Source organism: Bordetella sp. (genome assembly GCF_051960075.1).
Classification (GTDB): Bacteria; Pseudomonadota; Gammaproteobacteria; order Burkholderiales; family Burkholderiaceae_B; genus Bordetella.
Map to the genome: position 1 here is coordinate 31032 of NZ_JBQCER010000024.1, position 18025 is coordinate 49056.

Genomic DNA, 18025 nt, shown 5'->3' on the forward strand with positions numbered 1-18025 from the left:
TCGCACAAGCATCATGCATATCACCGTGATCGGAGCCGGCGTCGTCGGCGTGACATCGGCTTATTTCCTGGCTCGCCAAGGTCATGAGATCACGCTGCTGGACGCTTGCGCCGAGCCCGCGCAAGGCGCAAGTCAGGCCAACGGCGGGCAACTGAGCTACAGCTATGTGGCGCCGCTGGCCGGCCCGGGCGTGCTCCCCAGCGTGCCGGGGTGGCTGCTGCGCGGGGACGCGCCGCTGCGCTGGCGGCCCACGCTGGATCCGGCCCAGTGGCGCTGGTGCCTGCAGTTTGCGCTGGCGTGCAACGGGTCCGCTTCGCGGGCCTCCACGGCCAGCCTGCAGGCGCTGGCCTATTTGAGCCGGGACGTGCTGCATGCCTTGCAAGAGCAGGAACCGCTGGATTTCGCCCATGTGCGCAACGGCAAGCTCATCGCCTATCGCGACGCGGCCTTGCTCGACAAGGCGCGCAAGCAGGTGGCCTACCAGGCGCAACTGGGCGCCGAGCAGCAGGTGTTGGATGCCGCGGCGACGCTGCGCCTGGAGCCCGCGCTGGCGGGCATGGGCGCCAGCCTGGCCGGCGCCGTCTATACCCCGAGCGAGGAAGCGGGCGATTGCCGGCTTTTTACCGAAGGGCTTTACGAACGCCTGCGCCGTCTGGGCAATGTGCAATGCCGCCTGGGTGCCGCGGTGCGGGGCTTCGACCGGCCGAACGGGCGGCGCATCGCCGCCGTGCGCATCGATGGCGAGGCCGTCAAGACCGACGCCGTGGTGCTGGCTGCGGGCACGGCCACGCCGGCGCTGCTACGCCAGCTCGGAGGCGACGCGCCGATCTATCCGCTCAAGGGTTACAGCCTCACCGTCCCGGTCGAGCCGGACGACAGGAGCGTACCGACCATCAGCGTGACCGACTACCAGCGCCGCATCGTCTACGCCCGCCTGGGCAATGCGCTGCGCATTGCCGCCATGGTGGACATCGACGGCTCGGGCGACGCCGTGCCCGAGCGCGTGGCGCTGCTCAAGCGCCAGGTGCGCGAGTCCTTTCCGGCGCTCGATCTCGGCCGGGCCCGGGCCTGGGCCGGCCAGCGTCCCGCCACGCCCACGGGCGTGCCGCTGGTGGGCCGCAGCCGCGCCGCCGAGAATCTGTGGCTCAATGCAGGGCAGGGCGCGCTGGGCTTCACGCTGGCCTGCGGCAGCGCCGCGCTGCTCACGGCCCAGATGTCGTCCCTGCCGCTGCCGCTGGATGCGCGGGCGTTTCTGCCTTAGGCGCGGCGCGGGCCGGGTGCCGCCGCCGGCGGGCAGCGCGGATCGCGCCGCGGCGACGCGAAGCCGCCCTCCGGCGTTAAGATCTCACGCGAAGAGCGCCGCGTCGGCGCATCGTATTTCGCGGAGCGCCTCGCGCATGGCTTCATCTTCCATCGAGTTCCACCCCAATCCCGACATCGAGGTCATGCAGCTTTTCGTGCTGCTGCACGGCGTGGGCGGCAGTCCCGACAATCTCGAAGCGCTGGGGCTGGCCCTGCGCGTGGCGTTTCCCGGCTCGGTAGTGCTGATCCCGGAAGGCTTTCACGCCTACGACAGCGGCGGCCCGGGCCGGCAGTGGTTCTCGACGCGCGGCGTGGGCGACGACAACCGCGCCGAACGCGTGGCGCAGGCCTTGCCGGCATTGAACGATTATGTACGCGCCGCGCAGCGGCGGCTCAAGATCAAGGCGGGCCACACGGCGCTGGCGGGCTTTTCGCAGGGCGCCATCATGGCGCTCGAAGCGGTGCAGGCCGACGAAGCGCTGGCCGGCCGCGTGCTGGCGTTTTCGGGCCGCTATGCGACCTTGCCGGACAAGGCGCCGCAATACACGACCATCCACCTGCTGCATGGCGCCGACGACGCCGTGATCACCGTCAATCATGCCATGGCTGCGCAGCACCGCTTGGGGCAGCTGCAAGGCGATTCGACCATCGACGTCGCCTCGCATGTGGGCCATGAATTGCATCCGGCGCTGATCAAGCGCGCCATCGAGCGCCTTCAGACCTGCGTGCCCTTGCGCAGCTGGGAGGCGGCCATGGGTCACGACCAGGCGCCGCCGCCGGACGCGACGGTGCATTGAGTTGTCGTCGCCCGGGGGCGGCTCAGGGCAAAGACGCGACCAGGCAGCGCGCGGCATACGTAGGGCGCCGCATGGGGAAGCGCGGCGCCTAGCCTTGGCAATCGGCCCAGCAATTGGGCGTTTCGTACAGACGCACCCGGGTCAGGCGCAGATGGTTGCCATAGTGGCCCCGGTAGTGCGGCGCCAGAGTCTCGAAAGCGATGGCCGCCAGGTTCTCGACAGTAGGAATGCGGTCCAGCACCACGGTTTTGTGGCTGGGCAGCGATTCCAGAAAATCGCGCACCGCCACGTCGCCGTCGTACACCAGAAAGGCGTGATCCCAGACGTCGACGATGTGCGCCTGGGCAATGGCCTTGATCTCGGTGAAGTCCATCAACATGCCGTTGTCGGACGCGCCCGGCGCATTGACGATATCGCCGGAGAGCGTGACTTCGAGCACGTAGCGGTGGCCGTGCAGGTTGCGGCATTGGCTGCGGTGATCGGGAATGCGGTGTCCCGCATCGAATTCCAGCTTGCGGGTGACGGACACGGCCGGACTCGAGGCAGTGGCGTGATTCATGGGATGCCTATGTATTTATGGGTTTGCAGACTCAACCGCCATTGCGGGTGCTGCAGGCAGTAGCGCACGATGCGCTCGGTATTGGCTACCCGCGCAGGGCCATCCATGGGCTGCAGGAAGAAATGTTCGAAGTCCAGGTGCGCGTAGCGCTCGGGCAGGGCCTCGAGCTGCGGATAGACCAGCTTGAGTTCGTTGCCGCGCGTCACCACCACCTGCGAGGTGCCCTTGGGGCTGACGCAGATCCAGTCGATGCCCGCGGGCGGCACGAGAGTGCCGTTGGTCTCGATCGCGATGGTGAAGCCCTGCGCGTGCACGGCGGCGATCAGCGCGTCGTCGAGCTGCAGCAGCGGCTCGCCGCCGGTGAAAACGACATAGCGGTTCTCGGTGCCTTCGCCCCAGCAGGCGGCAATCGCGGCGGCCAGCGCCTGGGGCTCGGCAAACTTGCCGCCGCCCTCGCCGTCGGTGCCGACGAAATCGGTATCGCAGAAAGTGCAGACGGCTTGCGCCCGGTCGCTTTCGCGGCCGCTCCATAGGTTGCAGCCGGCAAAGCGGCAGAATACCGACGCGCGCCCGGCCTGGGCGCATTCGCCTTGCAGTGTCTTGAAGAGTTCTTTGACGGAATAAGTCATAAAAAAACGGCGCGGGCCTGTCTGTGCGTGATCCCTGCGTGATTCGCGGGTGATCTGTACGGAGTCGGCTCGGCGCGGCTGGCGCAAAAGTCAACCTGCCATTTTAACCGGCCGCGTCGCGGCCTGCCCGCGACGGGCGGATGCGGCGGTTTCCGGTCCAGTCCGTCAATCTTGTGAGCAGAAGTTTCAATAAATTCGGCCGATAATTGCAGGCAACCAAGGAGGGAAACTCAAATCCTCCCCAGGAATTCCGCAAATGATCGACGCACCCGACAATCGTCCCCGTCTGCTCGTTGTCGACGATGAGCCCAACAATCTGCAAGTGCTGCGTTACGTGCTGCAAGCCGATTACCGCCTGTTTTTCGCCAGCAGCGGAGAACGGGCCCTGACCATCGCGCGCGAACAGCTTCCCGATCTGGTGCTGCTCGACGTGATGATGCCGCAGATGGACGGCCATGCCGTGTGCGCCGCGCTCAAGGCCGATCCGGCCACGGCGCAGATCCCGGTCATCTTCATCACCGCGCTCACCGACAGCGACGACGAGGCCTACGGCCTGAGCCTTGGCGCGGTGGACTACATCACCAAGCCCATCAGCGCGCCCGTGGTCTGCGCCCGCGTGCGCACGCATCTGTCGCTGGTCCATATGGACGAGCTGCGCGAGACGCGTCTGCAGATCGTGCAGCGCCTGGGGCGCGCGGCCGAATACAAAGACAACGAAACGGGCATGCATGTCATCCGCATGAGCTATTACTCGCAGCGGCTCGCGCTGCAAGCGGGTTTCGACGCGGCATGGGCGGAAGACCTGCTCAATGCTGCGCCTATGCACGATGTGGGCAAGATCGGCATTCCCGACGCCGTGCTGCGCAAGCCCGGTCCGCTCGATGTCGACGAATGGACCGTCATGCGCCGCCATCCCGAGATCGGGGCCGAGATCATCGGCGAACACGCTTCGGGCATCTTGCGCATGGCATGCACCATTGCGCTGTGCCATCACGAGAAGTGGGACGGCAGCGGCTACCCGAACGGCTTGAAGGGCAAGGAGATTCCCGTCGAGGCGCGCATCGTCGCCATCGCCGACGTGTTCGATGCGCTGACTTCGCGCCGGCCGTACAAAGAGCCGTGGTCTCCCTCCCAGGCGCTGGATCACATCCAAACCCAGGCGGGCCGCCATTTCGACCCCGAGCTGGTCGAACACTTCGCCACCTTGATACCCGAGCTGCTGCAGATTCAGCGGCGCTGGGCCGATTGAACGTACCGATCCGCCCAGCGGCCCCACGACAGATCGCTGTCGCCCGCCGCCTGCCCTTGCGGGTCGTAGCGGCGCTCGTGCAGCGCTCCGCCGCCTTCGTCACGCAAGGCCAGCACCGTTGACGCGCGCGTACCGTAATCGGGGCTGACGATGAAGGGGCTGCCGAGCATGCGTTCGCGTTCCAGGGAAAGCCCGGTGCGGGGCAGTTCGGCATCGGCGGCGGTCGCGCGGTCGTACAGCATGGCATAGAGCGCGTCCATTGCAGGCAGGCCGGGATCGGCTTGCGCGATCAGGCACTCGAACGCCTGGCGCACCCGCGCAAGCTTGGGCCAGGGTGTGTCGAGCAGATGATTGGACAGGCCGTAGATGCCCGCCGGCAATTCTCGCGGCGCATCGCCCCGGTTGCCGTAATACCAGGCGCGGCTGGCGTCGCCCACGATCAGATTGAAGCCGTTGTAGCGCTCGCCCTCGGCATGCAGCCGTGTAAGGTAGTCTTCGGCCGTGTCCGCGCTGCGCAACCAGGCCTCGACCAAGGCGCCGCGCGACGGCGCGTCGGCGCGATTGCGGCCGGGTTCGCGGTAATTGGTCACCAGGGCAAAGCGGTTGCCCTGCGTGGCGCCCATCCAGGTGCCGCCGGCCCGCAGATCGCGTCCGGCGTGGATCGCCGGTTCTCCCGGCCAGCGCGCGGCCGGCGCGGCAGGGCGCGCATGGAATTCGTCGCGGTTGGCGGCGACCAGCACCGGCACACCGGGAATCGAGCGCAGGGCAAATACGGCGAGGCACATGGTTTTGAAGGCGAAGCCGCGAGTTCAGGGCTTGATGATCACGGCCTGCTCGGGCACCGCCACGCGAAAGTAATCGTCGGTGCGCATCACGATGGAGGCGTCGAGCCGGCCGGCGTTGAACGCGATTTCGTCGTGCCGGGTGCGCAGCGTGGGGTCCACCACCAGTTGCAGTTCGGGATTGAACGTGAAGGGCGGTATGGCGCCGATCTCGCAGCCGGTGAGTTCGCGCGCCAGGTCGTGCGGCACCAGCGAGGCCTTCTTGCCGCCCACGGCTGCGGCCACCGCGTCCAGGTCGGCCTGGCGATCGGCGGGGAACACCGCCAGCACGTGCTTGCGCGTGTTGGAGGTGATCTTCACGCGGCATACCAGGGCCTTGGCGCCCTGGCTGACCTCGGTGCCGCGGATGGCGGCCACTTCTTCGGATTTGCCGGCGGCGGTGTGATGCACCAGCTTGTAGTCGATCTGGTGGTCTTGCAGCAGCGCTTGCAGCTTGTCGTAGGTGCTCATGGATTCGTGTTCGTGCGGGTGGCGTCAGGCCGGCAGGTATTGCCGCGCAACGGCGTCGAAGTCGCTCAGGGTGCGCGCCTTCCAGGCCTCGTCGCATCCCAGCTCGTCGGCCAGAATGCGCGCCACCTCGGGCGCGGCGGCCAATGCGGCGCGGGCATCGAGGAACAAGGCGCGGTTGCGGCGCGCCAGCACGTCTTCGACGGCGCGCGCATGCTCGAAGCGCGCGGCATAGCGTACGTGGGCTTCGGTGAGGCCGCTGGCGGCGACCAGCATGTGCTCGGTGCCGGGCAGCGCGCGCAGGGCGGGCAGGTCGGTGCCGTAATAGCTGTCGGGCGTGCCGGACTTGGCCGGCAGTTTGGACGGATCGCTCGGCGCGCCGTGCAGCGGCAGCGATTCGGTGCGGCAGGCCGCGGCCGTCAACAGATGTTTTTCGATTGCGGTGTCGAGCACGTCCTGCGCCATGCGGCGGTAGGTCGTCCACTTGCCGCCCGTTACCGTGACCAGGCCGGCGCGCGAGACCAGGATGGTGTGCTCGCGCGACAGCGTCTTGGTGGCCGCGTCGCCCGTGTGCTTGACCAGCGGCCGCAGGCCGGCCCAGATGCTGGTGACGTCGGAACGGGTGGGCGCGCGGCTCAGGTAGCGCGCGGCCGTGTTCAGGATGAAATCCACATCGGCATCCGAGGCCTTGGGCTCGAGCGGCAGGTCGCCGCGCGGCGCGTCGGTGGTGCCGACCAGGGTGTGGCCGTTCCAGGGCACCACGAACAGCACTCGGCCGTCGTCGGTCTTGGGGATGAGTATGGCTTCGTCGCCCGGCAGGAAGTCGCGCGGCAGCGTCAGATGCACGCCCTGGCTGGGCGCCACCATGCCGGGCGCGTCGGGCTCGTCCATGCGGCGCACCGCGTCGACCCAGACGCCTGCGGCGTTGACGACGCAGCGCGCCTTGACCGCGCCCAGTTCGGCGCCGCTTTCCGCGTCTTGCAGTTCGACGCCGGCGATGCGACCGTCTTCATGGACCAGTCCGCTCGCGCGCACATAGTTGACCGCCGTGCCGCCTTGATCCTGCAGCGTGCGCATCAGCGCGATGGCCAGTCGCGCATCGTCGAACTGGCCGTCGTAGTACAGGATGCCGCCGCGCAGCGCGCGGCCGCCCATCTGCGGGGCAAGGGTAGGCGCGTGCGCCAGCGCCTGGTCGCGCGACAGCCAGCGGCTGGGCTTGAGATTGAGCCGGCCTGCGAGCAAATCGTAGATTTTCAGGCCGATGCCGTAAAAGGGCTGATCGACCAGACGGTAGGCCGGCACCACGAAGCCCAGCGGCCAGGCCAGATGCGGCGCGTTGCGATGGAGCAGGCCGCGTTCTCGCAACGCTTCGCGCACCAGCGAAATATTGCCCTGGGCCAGGTATCGCACGCCGCCATGCACCAGCTTGGTGGCGCGGCTGGACGTGCCCTTGGCGAAGTCGGCCGCCTCGATCAGCAGCGTGCGAAAGCCGCGCGAGGCCGCGTCCACCGCCGTGCCCAGGCCGGTGGCCCCGCCGCCGATGACCACCACGTCCCAGTGCGTTTGCGCAAGCGAGGACAGCAGGCGGGATCGATCCGGGGTGTGCGTGGAAGAATCGGGCAGGGTCATGTTCGTGGGCGTTCGTGGGGGCTGGCGAACCAGCGGGGCATTTTTGCAAAATCGAAAAATACGATGAAATATGCTGCAATGTATCGTACGAGTGCAGTCATGCAATCGTGCCACAATCTGCTCTGAGGCGCCGCTTTCGCGAGCGTCCGTTCCAAGAAGGAGGTATGTCATGCAGAATCCTCTCGTCCTGTCACGGCGCGTGGCCCTGGTCCTCGGGGGCGCATCCGTGTTTGCCTTGGCTGCACCGGTCGCCTTGGCCGCTTCTGCGTCCGGCGTCAGCCCGTCCCAGCAGGCCGCCATCAATGCGCAATACCAGCGCGAAGTGGCACGCTGCAAATCCGGCCAAACCAACGAAGACCCGGCGACTTGTCTCAAAGAGGCCGGCGCTGCGCGCCAGCAGGCCATGCAAGGCGGCCTGGACAACCAGCCCGGCGTCAACCAGAACTACAGCCAGAACGCGCTCGATCGCTGCAAGCTCGTGCCGGCAGATCAGCGCAAGAACTGCATGGCGCTGATGCAGGATCCGTCGCGGACCGAAGGCAGCGTGGGCGGCGGCGGCGTGCTGCGCATGTACGAATATCAGGTTCCCGTGCAGCCGGGCCAGACCGACTATTCGCCCGTACCGATTCCTGCGGCGCCGCCGGCTCAGCAGCAATAGCCGACCCTCGCAATCCACCCAGTCTCTTCATGTCCGACGTCATCGCCCTGGTTTTCGATTTCGACGATACGCTGGCGCCCGACAGCACGACCGGTTTTCTCGAAAGCCTGGGCGTGGACACGGCGGCCTTCTGGAAAGAATCGGTCGGCCCGCTGCTGTCGGACCAAGACTGGGATCCGGTTCCCGCTTATCTTTACCGCATGATCGAGCTGTCGCGCGCGGGCGCGCACGGCGGACCGATCACGCAGCAAAAGCTGCGCGACTGGGGCCGGCGGCTGCCCCTGCATGACGGCGTGACCACGCTGTTCCCGCGCCTGCGCGATGCGGTGCGGGCTACGCACCCCAAGGTGCAGCTGGAGTTCTATCTCATCTCCAGCGGCATCGGCGACGTGGTGCGCAATACCCCCATTGCGCACGAATTCACCGATATCTGGGCCTCCGAATTCGCCTATGGCGAAGACGGCGGCATCGCGTTTCCGCGCCGCCTGGTCAGCTTCACCGACAAGACGCGCTACATCTTCCAGATCCAGAAAGGCATTATCGGCGCCGAGTTCCGCGGCAAGCCCTTCGAGGTCAACCGCAAAGTTCCCGCCGACCGCTTGCGCGTGCCGCTCAGGCAAATGGTGTTCGTGGGCGACGGCTACACCGACATCCCGTGTTTTTCGCTCATCAAGGGGCAGGGCGGCTATGCCTTCGGCGTCTGGGATCCCCGCCACAAAGACAAGCGCAGCCGCGCCTGGGGCTTCATCGAAGAAGGGCGGGTGTCCAACCTCAATCAGGCGCGCTACGACGACAACGCCGAGCTGTATCAGCTGCTGGAAGTGGCCGTGACCAGCCTGGCCAACGGCATCACGTTGAACGCGCGGGCCTATCGTGGCTGACCCGGCGGCCGAGGCGGGCCTGCCCGCCATCGCGCCGGCCGACCTGGACGAGCGCATGATGGCGCTGGCCCTGGATCAGGCCAGGCTGGCCGCGACCGCAGGCGAGGTGCCCGTGGGCGCCGTCGTGGTCGACGCGGCCGGCGCCGTGCTGGGCGCGGGCTACAACCGCACCATCACCGACAGCGACCCCACCGCGCATGCCGAGATCGTCGCGCTGCGCGCAGCGGCCGCGCGGCTCGCCAACTACCGCTTGCCCGGCCTGTCGCTCTACGTCACGCTGGAGCCCTGCGTGATGTGCATGGGCGCCATGATGCACGCGCGGCTGGCACGGGTGGTCTTCGGCGCCGCCGATCCCAAGACCGGCGCCTGCGGCAGCGTGCTGGACGTCGGCGCAGTCGATAAAATCAATCACCACACCACCGTATGCGGCGGCGTCATGGCCGAATCGTGCGGCGGTCTCCTGCGCGAATTCTTCCGCGAGCGCCGGCGCAAGGAAACCTGAAGCAATGAACAAGAAAAAGCAGAACAAGAACGCACGGGCCGAACATGGCGAAGCCGGGCATCTGTGCGACGACGCGTGCGAACACACCGGCGACGCGCATAACCACGACGACGAACACATGCATCGTCACGAGCCGGCCCCGGCAAGTGGCGTCTACCTGATCTCGCCGTCGTCGGCGGTGCACAATCCCGAGGCACTGGACCTGGCCTGCAAACGTCTCGCAGCCGAGGGCTTCGCGGCCGCCATCGACCGCGCTGCGAAGGCCGTGCACCAGCGTTTCGCGGGCACCGACACACAGCGGCTGGCCGGCCTGCAACGCGCCATCAAGCAAAAGCATCCCATCGTCATGGCCACGCGCGGCGGCTACGGCCTGTCGCGCCTGCTGCCCCTGATCGACTGGAAGGCCATGGCCGACAGCGGCAAGCGCTTCGTGGGCCTGAGCGATTTCACGGCTTTCAATCTGGCGCTGCTGGCGCGCACGGGCGCGGTCAGCTACACCGGCCCCTGCGCCGCGGCCGACTTCGGCGCGCCCAAGCCCGACGAGCTCACCGTGGCCCTGTTCGGCGAACTCATGCGCGGCGAGCTCGAGATCCTCAGCTTCGAGACGTCGGACGCCGACGCGGTGGATGCGCGCGGCATCTTGTGGGGCGGCAACCTGGCCATGGTGGCATCGCTTCTGGGCACGCCCTATCTGCCCAAGATCAAGAAGGGCATTCTCTTTCTGGAAGACGTGGGCGAGCACCCTTACCGGGTCGAGCGCATGCTGGCCCAGCTCTGTCAGGCCGGCGTGCTCGAACACCAAAAGGCCATCGTGCTGGGCCATTTCAGCGACTACCGCCTGGCCGCGCACGATGCGGGCTACGACATGCCCGAGGTCGTCAAATGGCTGCGCAAAACCGTCAAGATACCGGTCGTCACGGGCCTGCCTTATGGCCATGTGCGCACCAAGGCCACGCTGCCCATCGGCCAGAAGGTGGGCATCGCCACCGAAAAAGGCATGGCCCACCTGGTGCTCGACGAGCACGTGCATTGAACCGAGCGTTCGGGGCCGACCCCGAACGCCGCGTGCCTACCGCGCTATCGCCAGCTCCCGCACGGGTCGCACCTCGATGCTGCCGTAGCGCGCCGGGGGTATCCCCGCCGCGATCTGAATGGCCTCGTTCAGGTCCTTGGCATCGACCAGGTAAAAGCCCGCGAGCTGCTCCTTGGTTTCGGCAAAGGGACCGTCGAAGAGCGAGGTCTGGCCGTTGCGCACGCGCACCGTCGTGGCGCGGCTGACCGGATGCAGCGGCTCGGCGGCGAGCAAATGCAGGCTTTCGCGCAACTGCTCGCCGTAAGCGAAGCAGACTTCGTCCGGGCAGGCGCTCCAGTTCTCCTCTTCGAGATAGACCAGGCACAGGTATTTCATAAAGCCTCCTAGTGTTGTGGCGGGCGGCGATCCTGCGGGGCCGCCGCCGCACGGTCAAGCGTCCAGGCGCTCGCCGTTGAGCGACCAGGTCGTGCCGAAGCGGTCGACGCACATCGAGAATTCCTTGGCCCAGAAGGTCGCCTGCGGCGCCATGATCACCTGGCCGTTTTCCGACAATGCGTCGAACACCCTGCGGGCCTGCGCCGTGCTCGAGAAGTTCATCGCCAGCGCGACGCCCTGGATGCCCTGATAGGGCATGCCGGGCGGGCAGTCGCCGGCATAGAGGTGGCCGCCGTCGGGCAGGACGAGGTCGGCATACATGATCAGATCGGCCGCTTCGGGCGGGACCTGGTGCGGCGCGGGAGCGTCGCCCATGCGCATCATGGCGCCGATGCGCCCGTCCAGGGCGCGCTCATAAAAATGCATGGCCTCGGCGCATTGTCCATTGAAAGACAGGTAGGGGATCGGATTGCTCATTGTTGTGTCCAGTCGGTAGGGTTCAGGGAGTCTTGCTACTGCCTCTTCTAGTCGAACGGGTTCCGGTGTTTTCGACACGCGGAGCAAAAAATTTTTAGTCGCCCGCCGCCGCGTCGGGTAATTCGTCGAGCCGTCGCTGCAGGAAGCGGCGCTCGGGTTCCTGCTGCGCCAGGGCCAGCGCGCGCTCATAGGAGGCGCGCGCCTCGCTTGCGCGTCCGGCGCGCCGGCACAGATCGGCATGGGCGGCATGGGTCAGGTGGTAGGTCGCCAAGGGGGCCTGCGTGAGCATCGGGGCGACCAGGGCCAGGCCGGCCTCGGGGCCGTCGCGCATGGCGAGCGCAACGGCGTGATTGAGCCGCACCACCGGCGTCGGTTCGAATTGCAGCAGGCGTTCGTACAGGCCCGTGATCAGTGCCCAATCGGTGTCAGCCGCCGTGGCGGCGTCCGAATGCACGGCCACGATGGCGGCCTGCAGCGTATAAGCGCCGTAGCCCTCGCCGCGCACGGCGTCCAGCGCCATGGCGCGGCCCACGCCCAGTTCGGCCGCGTCCCAGCGCCGGCGATCCTGCGCTTCCAGCGGCACCAGTTCGCCGTCGGCGTCCACGCGCGCGTCGCGCCGGGCGTGATGCAGCAGCATCAGCGCCAGCAGGCCGCGCACTTCCGTGTCGGGGCAGAGCCGCACCAGCAGCCAGCCCAGTCGAATGGCTTCCGCGGCCAGGTCCAGGCGCAGCGCGCGCTCGCCGCTGCTGGCCGAATAGCCTTCGTTGAAGACGAGATAGAGCACGCGCAGCACGCTGTCCAGGCGCTCGGCGAGTTGGTCCGGTTGCGGCACTTCGTAGGGGATGCGCGCATCGCGGATCTTGGCCTTGGCGCGCACGATGCGCTGCGCCAGGGTCGAGGGCGGTATCAGAAAGGCGCGCGCGATTTCTTCCGTCGCCAGGCCGCACACCTCGCGCAGGGTCAAGGCGATGCAGGCTTCTTCCGACAGGCTGGGATGGCAGCAGGTGAAGATGAGCCGCAGGCGGTCGTCCTCGATCGCCTCGCGCTCATCCCAGTTGGGCGCCGGGTCGGGCACCGATTCGATGAACTCGGCGTGGTCTTCCCCGCTGACGAAGCGCGCGTCGCGGCGCAGGCGGTCGATGGCCTTGAATCGGCCGGCCGAGACCAGCCAGGCGACCGGGTTGGCCGGCACGCCGTCGCGCGGCCACTGCTCGGCCGCAGCCAGGAAGGCATCGTGCTCGGCTTCCTCGGCCAGATCGAGGCTGCCCAGCAGCCGCACCAGCGTTGCGAAGACACGCCGACCGTCGCGGCGGTAAACGGCCTCCAGCGAGGCCAGGCTGTCGCGATCGGGGGCCGCGCCGGGCTTGGCCGTGTCAGACACGGCCGAGTCCGACGCTGCGCCGGTCAGCTTTTCCGGGGCTGGGCACAGGCAAAGGCTTCCTCGTGCAGGGTGCGCGCTTCGTCCGTGAGGGCGTCGCCGAAGTCTTCCATTTCATAGAAGGGGCGTATCTCCATCTCGGAATCGCCGGGCATCGGGTTGGGGCAGCGGCGCACCCATTCGATGGCTTCCTCGATGCTGCTGACTCGCCAGACCCAGAAGCCGGCCACCAGCTCTTTGGTTTCGGCGAAAGGGCCGTCGATCACCGTGCGCGCCGCGCCCGAAAAGCGCACCCGCACGCCGTGGGAACTGGGCTTGAGGCCGTCTCCCGCCTCGAGTATGCCGGCCTCGGCCAGCTCCTCGTTGAAACGTCCCATTTCCAGCATCAGCTCCTGGGTGGGCAGGATGCCCGCTTCGGATTCCTTGCTGGCTTTCACGATTACCATGACGCGCATTTCGATCTCCTGATTTGGCAAATAAGGGCGGCGCCCTTATTGCCTAGTCGAACGGCGGCGGCGCGTTTCGACAGGCGATGAAAAAAGTTACCGAGGCGTCGATCGTGGCCATTGGCGACTGGCCGGCCGGGCTCGGCGGATGGGTCAGGCGTAAACGATCATGCTCCCGGATCGTCGTCGCGTTCCACCACCCACGCGGGTTTGCGCTTTTCCAGGAACGAAGCCAGGCCTTCGCGGCCGTCGGGGGTGGCGCGCTGCGCGGCCAGCCGCGCGATGGTCTCGTCGATGATCGGCGCCCCGATGGGCTGGCCGGCCACGTCGCGGATCAGGCGCTTGCATTCGGCCAAAGCCGACGGCGAGGCCAGCATGAACGATTCGAGCAACTGGCGCACCCGCTGGTCGATTTCGCCGTCCTCGCACAGCTCGTGCACCAGGCCCATGCGCCAGGCTTCGGCGGCGGAGATCACCTCGCCCGTGAGGAACCAGCGGCGCGCGGCACGCTCGCCCATGGCACGCAGCACATAAGGCGAGATCATGGCGGGGATCAGCCCCAGGCGCGTCTCGGTGAGCGCGAACTTGGCCTGCTGCGCGGCCACGGCCACGTCGCAAGCCGAGATCAGCCCCAGGCCGCCGGCCATGCAGGGGCCGTGAATGCGGGCGATGACCGGCTTGGGGCAGGTGTGCACGGTGTAGAGCAGGGTGGCCAGCGCCTGGGCGTCGGCGCGGTTCTCGGCCTCGGGCGCCTGAGCGCTTTCTTTCATGCGGTTGAGGTCGGCGCCGGCGCAGAAGGCCTTGCCGTGCCCGGCCAGGACAATGGCGCGGATACCGGCGTCTTTGCCCAGGGCCTCGAAGGCCCGGGTCAGTTCGGCGATCAGCGCAGGGCTGAGCGCGTTGCGCACGTCGGGACGATTCATCCAGACCGTGGCGGTTTGCGGGCTGTAGACGACTTCGATGGTTTCAAATGAATCAGGCACGGCGGCTCTCCTTGCGGTACGGCAGGATAACGCAGGTTCGCTACACGGATATGGCATTGCCCAGGGGCCTTCGGGCCGCGGCGGCTTCAGGGTTTCGGGCCGGTTTCGCATCGAGCCGAGCCGGGGTGCAAAGGCCGTTTCAAGAAAAAAACGTAAAATGCCAGGTTTTCCCGCATTTTTCGACGCCGCTTCCGTGATCTCCACTGCCAATCTCACCATCCAGTTCGGCCCCAAGCCGCTATTTGAAAACGTCAGCGTCAAGTTCGGCGAGGGCAACCGCTATGGCCTGATCGGGGCCAACGGCTCGGGCAAGTCGACCTTCATGAAGATCATCGGCGGCGATCTTGAGGCCTCCAGCGGCAACGTGTCGCTCGACCCCGGCGTGCGCCTGGGCAAGCTGCGCCAGGATCAATTCGCCTTCGAAGACGTGCGCGTGCTGGACGTGGTGATGATGGGCCACACCGAGATGTGGACCGCCATGAACGAGCGCGACGCCATCTACGCCAACCCCGAGGCCAGCGAAGACGACTACATGCGCGCCGCCGACCTCGAAGCCAAGTTCGCCGAATACGACGGCTATACCGCCGAGGCGCGCGCCGGCGAGCTGCTGCTGGGCCTGGAGATCGCGGTCGACCAGCACAACCTGCTCATGCGCGAGATCGCGCCCGGCTGGAAGCTGCGGGTGCTGCTGGCGCAGGCGTTGTTCTCCAACCCCGACGTGCTGCTGCTGGACGAGCCGACCAACAACCTGGACATCAACACCATCCGCTGGCTGGAAAACGTGCTCAACGGCTATCGCAGCACGATGATCATCATCAGCCACGACCGCCACTTCCTCAACCAGGTCTGCACCCACATGGCCGACCTGGATTTCGGCGAGCTGCGCATCTACCCCGGCAACTACGACGACTACATGCTGGCTTCGGCCCAGGCGCGCGAACGCCAAAGCGCCAGCAACGCCAAGGCCAAGGAACGCATCAGCGATCTGCAGGACTTCGTGCGGCGCTTCTCGGCCAACAAGTCCAAGGCGCGCCAGGCCACCTCGCGCCTGAAGCAGATCGACCGCATCAAGGCCGAGCAGGTCGAGGTCAAGCCCTCGTCGCGCCAGAATCCCTACATCCGCTTCGAGCAGGCCAAGGTCATGCACCGCCTGGCGGTCACCATCGAAAACCTGGGCAAGCGCTACACGGACGAGGCGGGGTTCGTGTTCAAGGGCTATTCGGCCATGATCGACGCGGGCGAGAAGGTCGCCATCATCGGCGCCAACGGCGTGGGCAAGACCACGCTGCTGCGCCTGCTGGCCGGCGACCTGGAACCGACCGAAGGCACGGTCAAGTGGTCGGAGAACGCCGACCTGGGCTATATGGCGCAGGACGTGTCGGATCAGTTCCAGCAGACCGACATCAATCTGTTCGACTGGATGGACGACTATCGCCAGCCGGGCGACGACGACCAGTCCGTGCGCTCGGCGCTGGGCCGCCTGCTGTTCTCCGGCGACGACCTGCCCAAGGCGCCCAAGGTGCTGTCGGGCGGCGAGAAGAACCGCATGACCTTCGGCCGCCTGATGCTGGGCCGGCACAACGTCATGCTGCTCGACGAGCCTACCAACCACCTGGACATGGAATCGATCGAGTCGCTGCAGTTCGCGCTGGAAAAGTACGAAGGCACGCTGTTCTTCGTCTCGCACGACCGCGAATTCGTCAGCGGCCTGGCCAGCCGGGTCATCGAGATCAAGGCCGACGGCAGCATCAACGACTACCGCGGCAACTACGAAGACTTCCTGACCAGCCAGGGCGTGGAGTAAACGCGCCTAAGCCCTGCTGGCGGTTGCGCTGCCGGGGCTGATGCTCATTCGACAGGGGAGCGCGCCGTCGCCTCCCCGACCACCACGCTTTTCAGCCTGTTGCGCAGCGCGGCAACCGTCTGCGCGCCGTTCAGTTGCTCGAACGTGGAGCAGGCCGCTATTGCCGGTCGCAGAGGCGGCAGCCGGACTGGTTGGCGGCACAGAGTTCGTTATGACGCTCTGGTCGATTTAGTTCTGCAACCCATCGACCCATCGCGCCGCCGCATCTGCCGTATCTTGCGGCGTCGTATTGAAGGCGATGGCCGCGGCGGGGGCACCCTGGTGCACCGCGTTCACCAATTGCTCGAAGAGCAGCAGGCTCTTGGGCGGGATGCGCAGGCCGCCTCCGATGACGACGGCGTCATAGCTCACGTCGGCGAGCCGCTGCTTTACCGCATCGGCTGCGCAGGCGTCCGGCTGCACAAGGCATAGGTCGGCGGCCCAGCCGCGGTCGGCCATCAGTTGCATGCCGATCGCGATGCCGGCGTGGATTTTCGCGGCGTCGAAACCGGGCGGGAGCGCCGGATCCGAAAAATCGACGGTCTCGGGCGATTGGCCGATGAACAGCACACGCTTGGTTTTGGTGGTTGAGGTCATGATGAGTTCCTTGATGGTCGGCAGGTTTTCGGGTTGGACGGAATCGCGTTATCGCCGGCCTAGTGAAGACGGCATGGTGGTTTGTCCCGGTGATTGAAGATTATTTCGTCTCAAAATCGGTGCATAGACTAAAATATTGAGATTGTTTGTCTCAAATATGGAACCTATTTGGACCTTCTCGCTCTCGCCGACTTCAACCTCGTTGCGGTCCACGGCGGTTTCGGCCGCGCCAGCCGCGCGAGCGGCCAGCCCAAAGCCACGCTGTCCCGGCACGTACGCGAACTGGAAGACAGCCTCGGCGTACGCCTGATCGAGCGCGGGTCGCGCACCTTGCGGCTAACCGAAGAGGGCGCCGTCCTGCACGCGCGCACCGGGTCGAGAATCGGCGAGATCGCCGAAGCGCTGCAGGACGTCAAGGCCGGTCTCGGCCGTCCGAGCGGGCGGCTGCGGGTCAGCGTGCCCATGCTGTTCGCCCACACCAGTCTGGGCCCGCTCGCGGCCGCTTTCCGCGACGCCTACCCGGAGGTTCTGCTCGAAGCGTCGTCGGACGACCGGTTCGTCGACCTGGTCGCCGAGGCGTTCGATGTCGTCGTGCGCGTGAACCCGCCCGACAGCGATCTGGTAGGCCGATGCTTTCTTCGCAATCGCCAGGTGCTCGTCGCGCCGCCCGATCTTGCGCGCCCCGCCGCTGCACAGGCGGGTCAGTCGGCCAGGTTTCCCGCCGTCATGCGTCCCGGGGCGCCCGACGACACACCATGGCATGTCGTCGACGAGGCAAGCGGCCAGGAAGCGCAGTTCCATCCGCAGGCGGTATTGCGCCTGGCTTCACCCCTGTCGATTCGCGATGCCGTGATCGCCGGAGCCGGGGCGGCAATGATCCCGCGCTCGATCGCCGTCGACGCGCTTGCGTCAGGCCGACTCGTAAGCTGGGGGCTTTCGGCAGAGCCCGCGGTAGAAGTCTGGGTGCTGCATGGGTCGCAGCGATTGGTCAGCCCAAAGGTAAGGGCGTTTGTCGACTTCGTCTGCGACTACTTCGACAAAGAGGCCAAACGAGACGTGCTGACGCAGGGATGATGAAAGGCTTGAGCGGATCTTCAACAGATATGCTCGATGTCTATGGCGAGACATGCAACGGCGCACCACGACCAGGGACTGATCGTTTCCCACGGCAATTGGGAATATGGTCAAAATCGGGTCTGATAGCGGTCTCTTGTCGGCCAAAACGCGTCGTTCGACACCATGGCGTGAATCGTCGACAATCAGGTGAAAAACCTTCATCGCGACGGAAAACGGGCGGATGGAACCTTGCAAGATTCAATATACGGTCAATAACCTTTGCCAATGGGCAGGCATGGGCGACTTCGTGCTGATTCCGCCCGATCGCAGCTACGAGATAAC

20 protein-coding genes are annotated in these 18025 nt (G+C 66.6%); 9 read left to right on the top strand and 11 right to left on the bottom strand.

Annotated elements, in window-relative coordinates:
• Window positions 1–13 precede the first annotated feature (13 nt).
• Together ACTHJ1_RS03095 and ypfH are read left to right on the top strand one after the other, a co-directional pair.
• Window positions 14–1261: a D-amino acid dehydrogenase gene (locus tag ACTHJ1_RS03095; RefSeq protein ID WP_440187508.1), complete on the top strand. Its 1248-nt coding sequence runs from the start codon at window positions 14–16 to the stop codon at window positions 1259–1261.
• A 136-nt stretch (window positions 1262–1397) separates the two neighbouring features.
• A complete protein-coding gene (ypfH, locus tag ACTHJ1_RS03100) occupies window positions 1398–2099 on the top strand; it encodes an esterase (RefSeq protein ID WP_440187511.1) in 702 nt (233 codons plus the stop codon).
• A gap of 88 nt (window positions 2100–2187) precedes the next feature.
• On the opposite strand, the gene queD is transcribed toward ypfH, so the two are convergent.
• Window positions 2188–2658 carry a 6-carboxytetrahydropterin synthase QueD gene (gene queD / locus ACTHJ1_RS03105; protein ID WP_440187514.1) on the bottom strand — a complete coding sequence of 157 codons (471 nt, stop codon included), beginning with the start codon at window positions 2656–2658 and terminating at the stop codon, window positions 2188–2190.
• Window positions 2655–3287 carry a 7-carboxy-7-deazaguanine synthase gene (queE, locus tag ACTHJ1_RS03110; RefSeq protein ID WP_440187517.1) on the bottom strand — a complete coding sequence of 211 codons (633 nt, stop codon included), beginning with the start codon at window positions 3285–3287 and terminating at the stop codon, window positions 2655–2657. Before queE ends, queD begins: the two co-directional genes overlap by 4 nt.
• Window positions 3288–3543: 256 nt before the next feature.
• Here queE and ACTHJ1_RS03115 point away from each other — a divergent pair, with 256 nt between their 5' ends.
• Window positions 3544–4536, top strand: a complete 993-nt coding sequence (locus ACTHJ1_RS03115; RefSeq protein WP_440187520.1) for an HD domain-containing phosphohydrolase — start codon at window positions 3544–3546, stop codon at window positions 4534–4536.
• Here the strand turns inward: ACTHJ1_RS03115 and ACTHJ1_RS03120 are convergent.
• The 3 genes from ACTHJ1_RS03120 to ACTHJ1_RS03130 are packed head-to-tail and all read right to left on the bottom strand — an operon-like array spanning window position 4515 to window position 7454.
• Window positions 4515–5321, bottom strand: coding sequence for an NRDE family protein (locus ACTHJ1_RS03120; protein WP_440187523.1), 807 nt, complete (start codon window positions 5319–5321; stop codon window positions 4515–4517). The two genes, ACTHJ1_RS03115 and ACTHJ1_RS03120, sit on opposite strands and share 22 nt — an antisense overlap.
• A 24-nt stretch (window positions 5322–5345) precedes the next feature.
• Window positions 5346–5828, bottom strand: coding sequence for a YbaK/prolyl-tRNA synthetase associated domain-containing protein (locus ACTHJ1_RS03125; protein WP_440187526.1), 483 nt, complete (start codon window positions 5826–5828; stop codon window positions 5346–5348).
• 24 nt (window positions 5829–5852) lie between these two features.
• Window positions 5853–7454, bottom strand: coding sequence for a glycerol-3-phosphate dehydrogenase/oxidase (locus tag ACTHJ1_RS03130; protein WP_440187529.1), 1602 nt, complete (start codon window positions 7452–7454; stop codon window positions 5853–5855).
• Window positions 7455–7623: 169 nt separating this feature from the next.
• Here ACTHJ1_RS03130 and ACTHJ1_RS03135 point away from each other — a divergent pair, with 169 nt between their 5' ends.
• The 4 genes from ACTHJ1_RS03135 to ACTHJ1_RS03150 all read left to right on the top strand — a co-directional run bounded on the left by ACTHJ1_RS03135 (window position 7624) and on the right by ACTHJ1_RS03150 (window position 10528).
• A complete protein-coding gene (locus tag ACTHJ1_RS03135) occupies window positions 7624–8112 on the top strand; it encodes a hypothetical protein (protein ID WP_440187532.1) in 489 nt (162 codons plus the stop codon).
• Window positions 8113–8141: 29 nt separating this feature from the next.
• Window positions 8142–8993, top strand: coding sequence for a haloacid dehalogenase-like hydrolase (locus ACTHJ1_RS03140; RefSeq protein ID WP_440187535.1), 852 nt, complete (start codon window positions 8142–8144; stop codon window positions 8991–8993).
• Between the two features lie 58 nt (window positions 8994–9051).
• Window positions 9052–9495: a tRNA adenosine(34) deaminase TadA gene (gene tadA, locus ACTHJ1_RS03145; protein ID WP_440187558.1), complete on the top strand. Its 444-nt coding sequence runs from the start codon at window positions 9052–9054 to the stop codon at window positions 9493–9495.
• 118 nt (window positions 9496–9613) lie between these two features.
• Complete coding sequence (locus ACTHJ1_RS03150; RefSeq protein ID WP_440187561.1) at window positions 9614–10528, top strand: LD-carboxypeptidase; 915 nt, start codon at window positions 9614–9616, stop codon at window positions 10526–10528.
• A gap of 36 nt (window positions 10529–10564) precedes the next feature.
• Here the strand turns inward: ACTHJ1_RS03150 and ACTHJ1_RS03155 are convergent, their stop codons facing one another.
• From ACTHJ1_RS03155 to ACTHJ1_RS03175, 5 genes are all read right to left on the bottom strand, one after another.
• Window positions 10565–10903, bottom strand: a complete 339-nt coding sequence (locus ACTHJ1_RS03155) for a YciI family protein (RefSeq protein ID WP_440187537.1) — start codon at window positions 10901–10903, stop codon at window positions 10565–10567.
• A 54-nt stretch (window positions 10904–10957) separates the two neighbouring features.
• Window positions 10958–11380 carry a VOC family protein gene (locus tag ACTHJ1_RS03160; protein WP_440187540.1) on the bottom strand — a complete coding sequence of 141 codons (423 nt, stop codon included), beginning with the start codon at window positions 11378–11380 and terminating at the stop codon, window positions 10958–10960.
• A gap of 94 nt (window positions 11381–11474) precedes the next feature.
• Entirely contained in the window at window positions 11475–12761 is a 1287-nt protein-coding gene (locus ACTHJ1_RS03165; protein ID WP_440187543.1) for an RNA polymerase sigma factor, read from the bottom strand.
• Between the two features lie 23 nt (window positions 12762–12784).
• Window positions 12785–13213, bottom strand: a complete 429-nt coding sequence (locus ACTHJ1_RS03170; protein ID WP_440187546.1) for a YciI family protein — start codon at window positions 13211–13213, stop codon at window positions 12785–12787.
• A 158-nt stretch (window positions 13214–13371) separates the two neighbouring features.
• Window positions 13372–14127 (bottom strand): enoyl-CoA hydratase/isomerase family protein, encoded by a 756-nt coding sequence (locus ACTHJ1_RS03175; protein ID WP_440187564.1) that lies wholly within the window; start codon window positions 14125–14127, stop codon window positions 13372–13374.
• 253 nt (window positions 14128–14380) lie between these two features.
• Between ACTHJ1_RS03175 and ACTHJ1_RS03180 the strand changes: the two genes are divergently transcribed.
• Window positions 14381–15991 carry an ABC-F family ATPase gene (locus tag ACTHJ1_RS03180; RefSeq protein ID WP_440187567.1) on the top strand — a complete coding sequence of 537 codons (1611 nt, stop codon included), beginning with the start codon at window positions 14381–14383 and terminating at the stop codon, window positions 15989–15991.
• A gap of 228 nt (window positions 15992–16219) precedes the next feature.
• Here ACTHJ1_RS03180 and ACTHJ1_RS03185 read toward each other — a convergent pair whose 3' ends face one another.
• Window positions 16220–16627 (bottom strand): hypothetical protein, encoded by a 408-nt coding sequence (locus ACTHJ1_RS03185; protein ID WP_440187549.1) that lies wholly within the window; start codon window positions 16625–16627, stop codon window positions 16220–16222.
• Window positions 16628–16795: 168 nt separating this feature from the next.
• Between ACTHJ1_RS03185 and ACTHJ1_RS03190 the strand changes: the two genes are divergently transcribed.
• Window positions 16796–17701 (top strand): LysR family transcriptional regulator, encoded by a 906-nt coding sequence (locus ACTHJ1_RS03190; RefSeq protein WP_440187552.1) that lies wholly within the window; start codon window positions 16796–16798, stop codon window positions 17699–17701.
• Window positions 17702–18025: the final 324 nt, after the last annotated feature.

What these genes read in the sequence shown, in the direction of transcription:
- ACTHJ1_RS03095 (WP_440187508.1), top strand. Translation starts at nt 14, where the DNA reads ATGCATATCACCGTGATCGGAGCCGGCGTCGTCGGCGTGACATCGGCT.
- ypfH (WP_440187511.1), top strand. Translation starts at nt 1,398, where the DNA reads ATGGCTTCATCTTCCATCGAGTTCCACCCCAATCCCGACATCGAGGTC.
- queD (WP_440187514.1), bottom strand. Translation starts at nt 2,658, where the DNA reads ATGAATCACGCCACTGCCTCGAGTCCGGCCGTGTCCGTCACCCGCAAG.
- queE (WP_440187517.1), bottom strand. Translation starts at nt 3,287, where the DNA reads ATGACTTATTCCGTCAAAGAACTCTTCAAGACACTGCAAGGCGAATGC.
- ACTHJ1_RS03115 (WP_440187520.1), top strand. Translation starts at nt 3,544, where the DNA reads ATGATCGACGCACCCGACAATCGTCCCCGTCTGCTCGTTGTCGACGAT.
- ACTHJ1_RS03120 (WP_440187523.1), bottom strand. Translation starts at nt 5,321, where the DNA reads ATGTGCCTCGCCGTATTTGCCCTGCGCTCGATTCCCGGTGTGCCGGTG.
- ACTHJ1_RS03125 (WP_440187526.1), bottom strand. Translation starts at nt 5,828, where the DNA reads ATGAGCACCTACGACAAGCTGCAAGCGCTGCTGCAAGACCACCAGATC.
- ACTHJ1_RS03130 (WP_440187529.1), bottom strand. Translation starts at nt 7,454, where the DNA reads ATGACCCTGCCCGATTCTTCCACGCACACCCCGGATCGATCCCGCCTG.
- ACTHJ1_RS03135 (WP_440187532.1), top strand. Translation starts at nt 7,624, where the DNA reads ATGCAGAATCCTCTCGTCCTGTCACGGCGCGTGGCCCTGGTCCTCGGG.
- ACTHJ1_RS03140 (WP_440187535.1), top strand. Translation starts at nt 8,142, where the DNA reads ATGTCCGACGTCATCGCCCTGGTTTTCGATTTCGACGATACGCTGGCG.
- tadA (WP_440187558.1), top strand. Translation starts at nt 9,052, where the DNA reads ATGGCGCTGGCCCTGGATCAGGCCAGGCTGGCCGCGACCGCAGGCGAG.
- ACTHJ1_RS03150 (WP_440187561.1), top strand. Translation starts at nt 9,614, where the DNA reads ATGCATCGTCACGAGCCGGCCCCGGCAAGTGGCGTCTACCTGATCTCG.
- ACTHJ1_RS03155 (WP_440187537.1), bottom strand. Translation starts at nt 10,903, where the DNA reads ATGAAATACCTGTGCCTGGTCTATCTCGAAGAGGAGAACTGGAGCGCC.
- ACTHJ1_RS03160 (WP_440187540.1), bottom strand. Translation starts at nt 11,380, where the DNA reads ATGAGCAATCCGATCCCCTACCTGTCTTTCAATGGACAATGCGCCGAG.
- ACTHJ1_RS03170 (WP_440187546.1), bottom strand. Translation starts at nt 13,213, where the DNA reads ATGCGCGTCATGGTAATCGTGAAAGCCAGCAAGGAATCCGAAGCGGGC.
- ACTHJ1_RS03175 (WP_440187564.1), bottom strand. Translation starts at nt 14,127, where the DNA reads ATGAATCGTCCCGACGTGCGCAACGCGCTCAGCCCTGCGCTGATCGCC.
- ACTHJ1_RS03185 (WP_440187549.1), bottom strand. Translation starts at nt 16,627, where the DNA reads ATGACCTCAACCACCAAAACCAAGCGTGTGCTGTTCATCGGCCAATCG.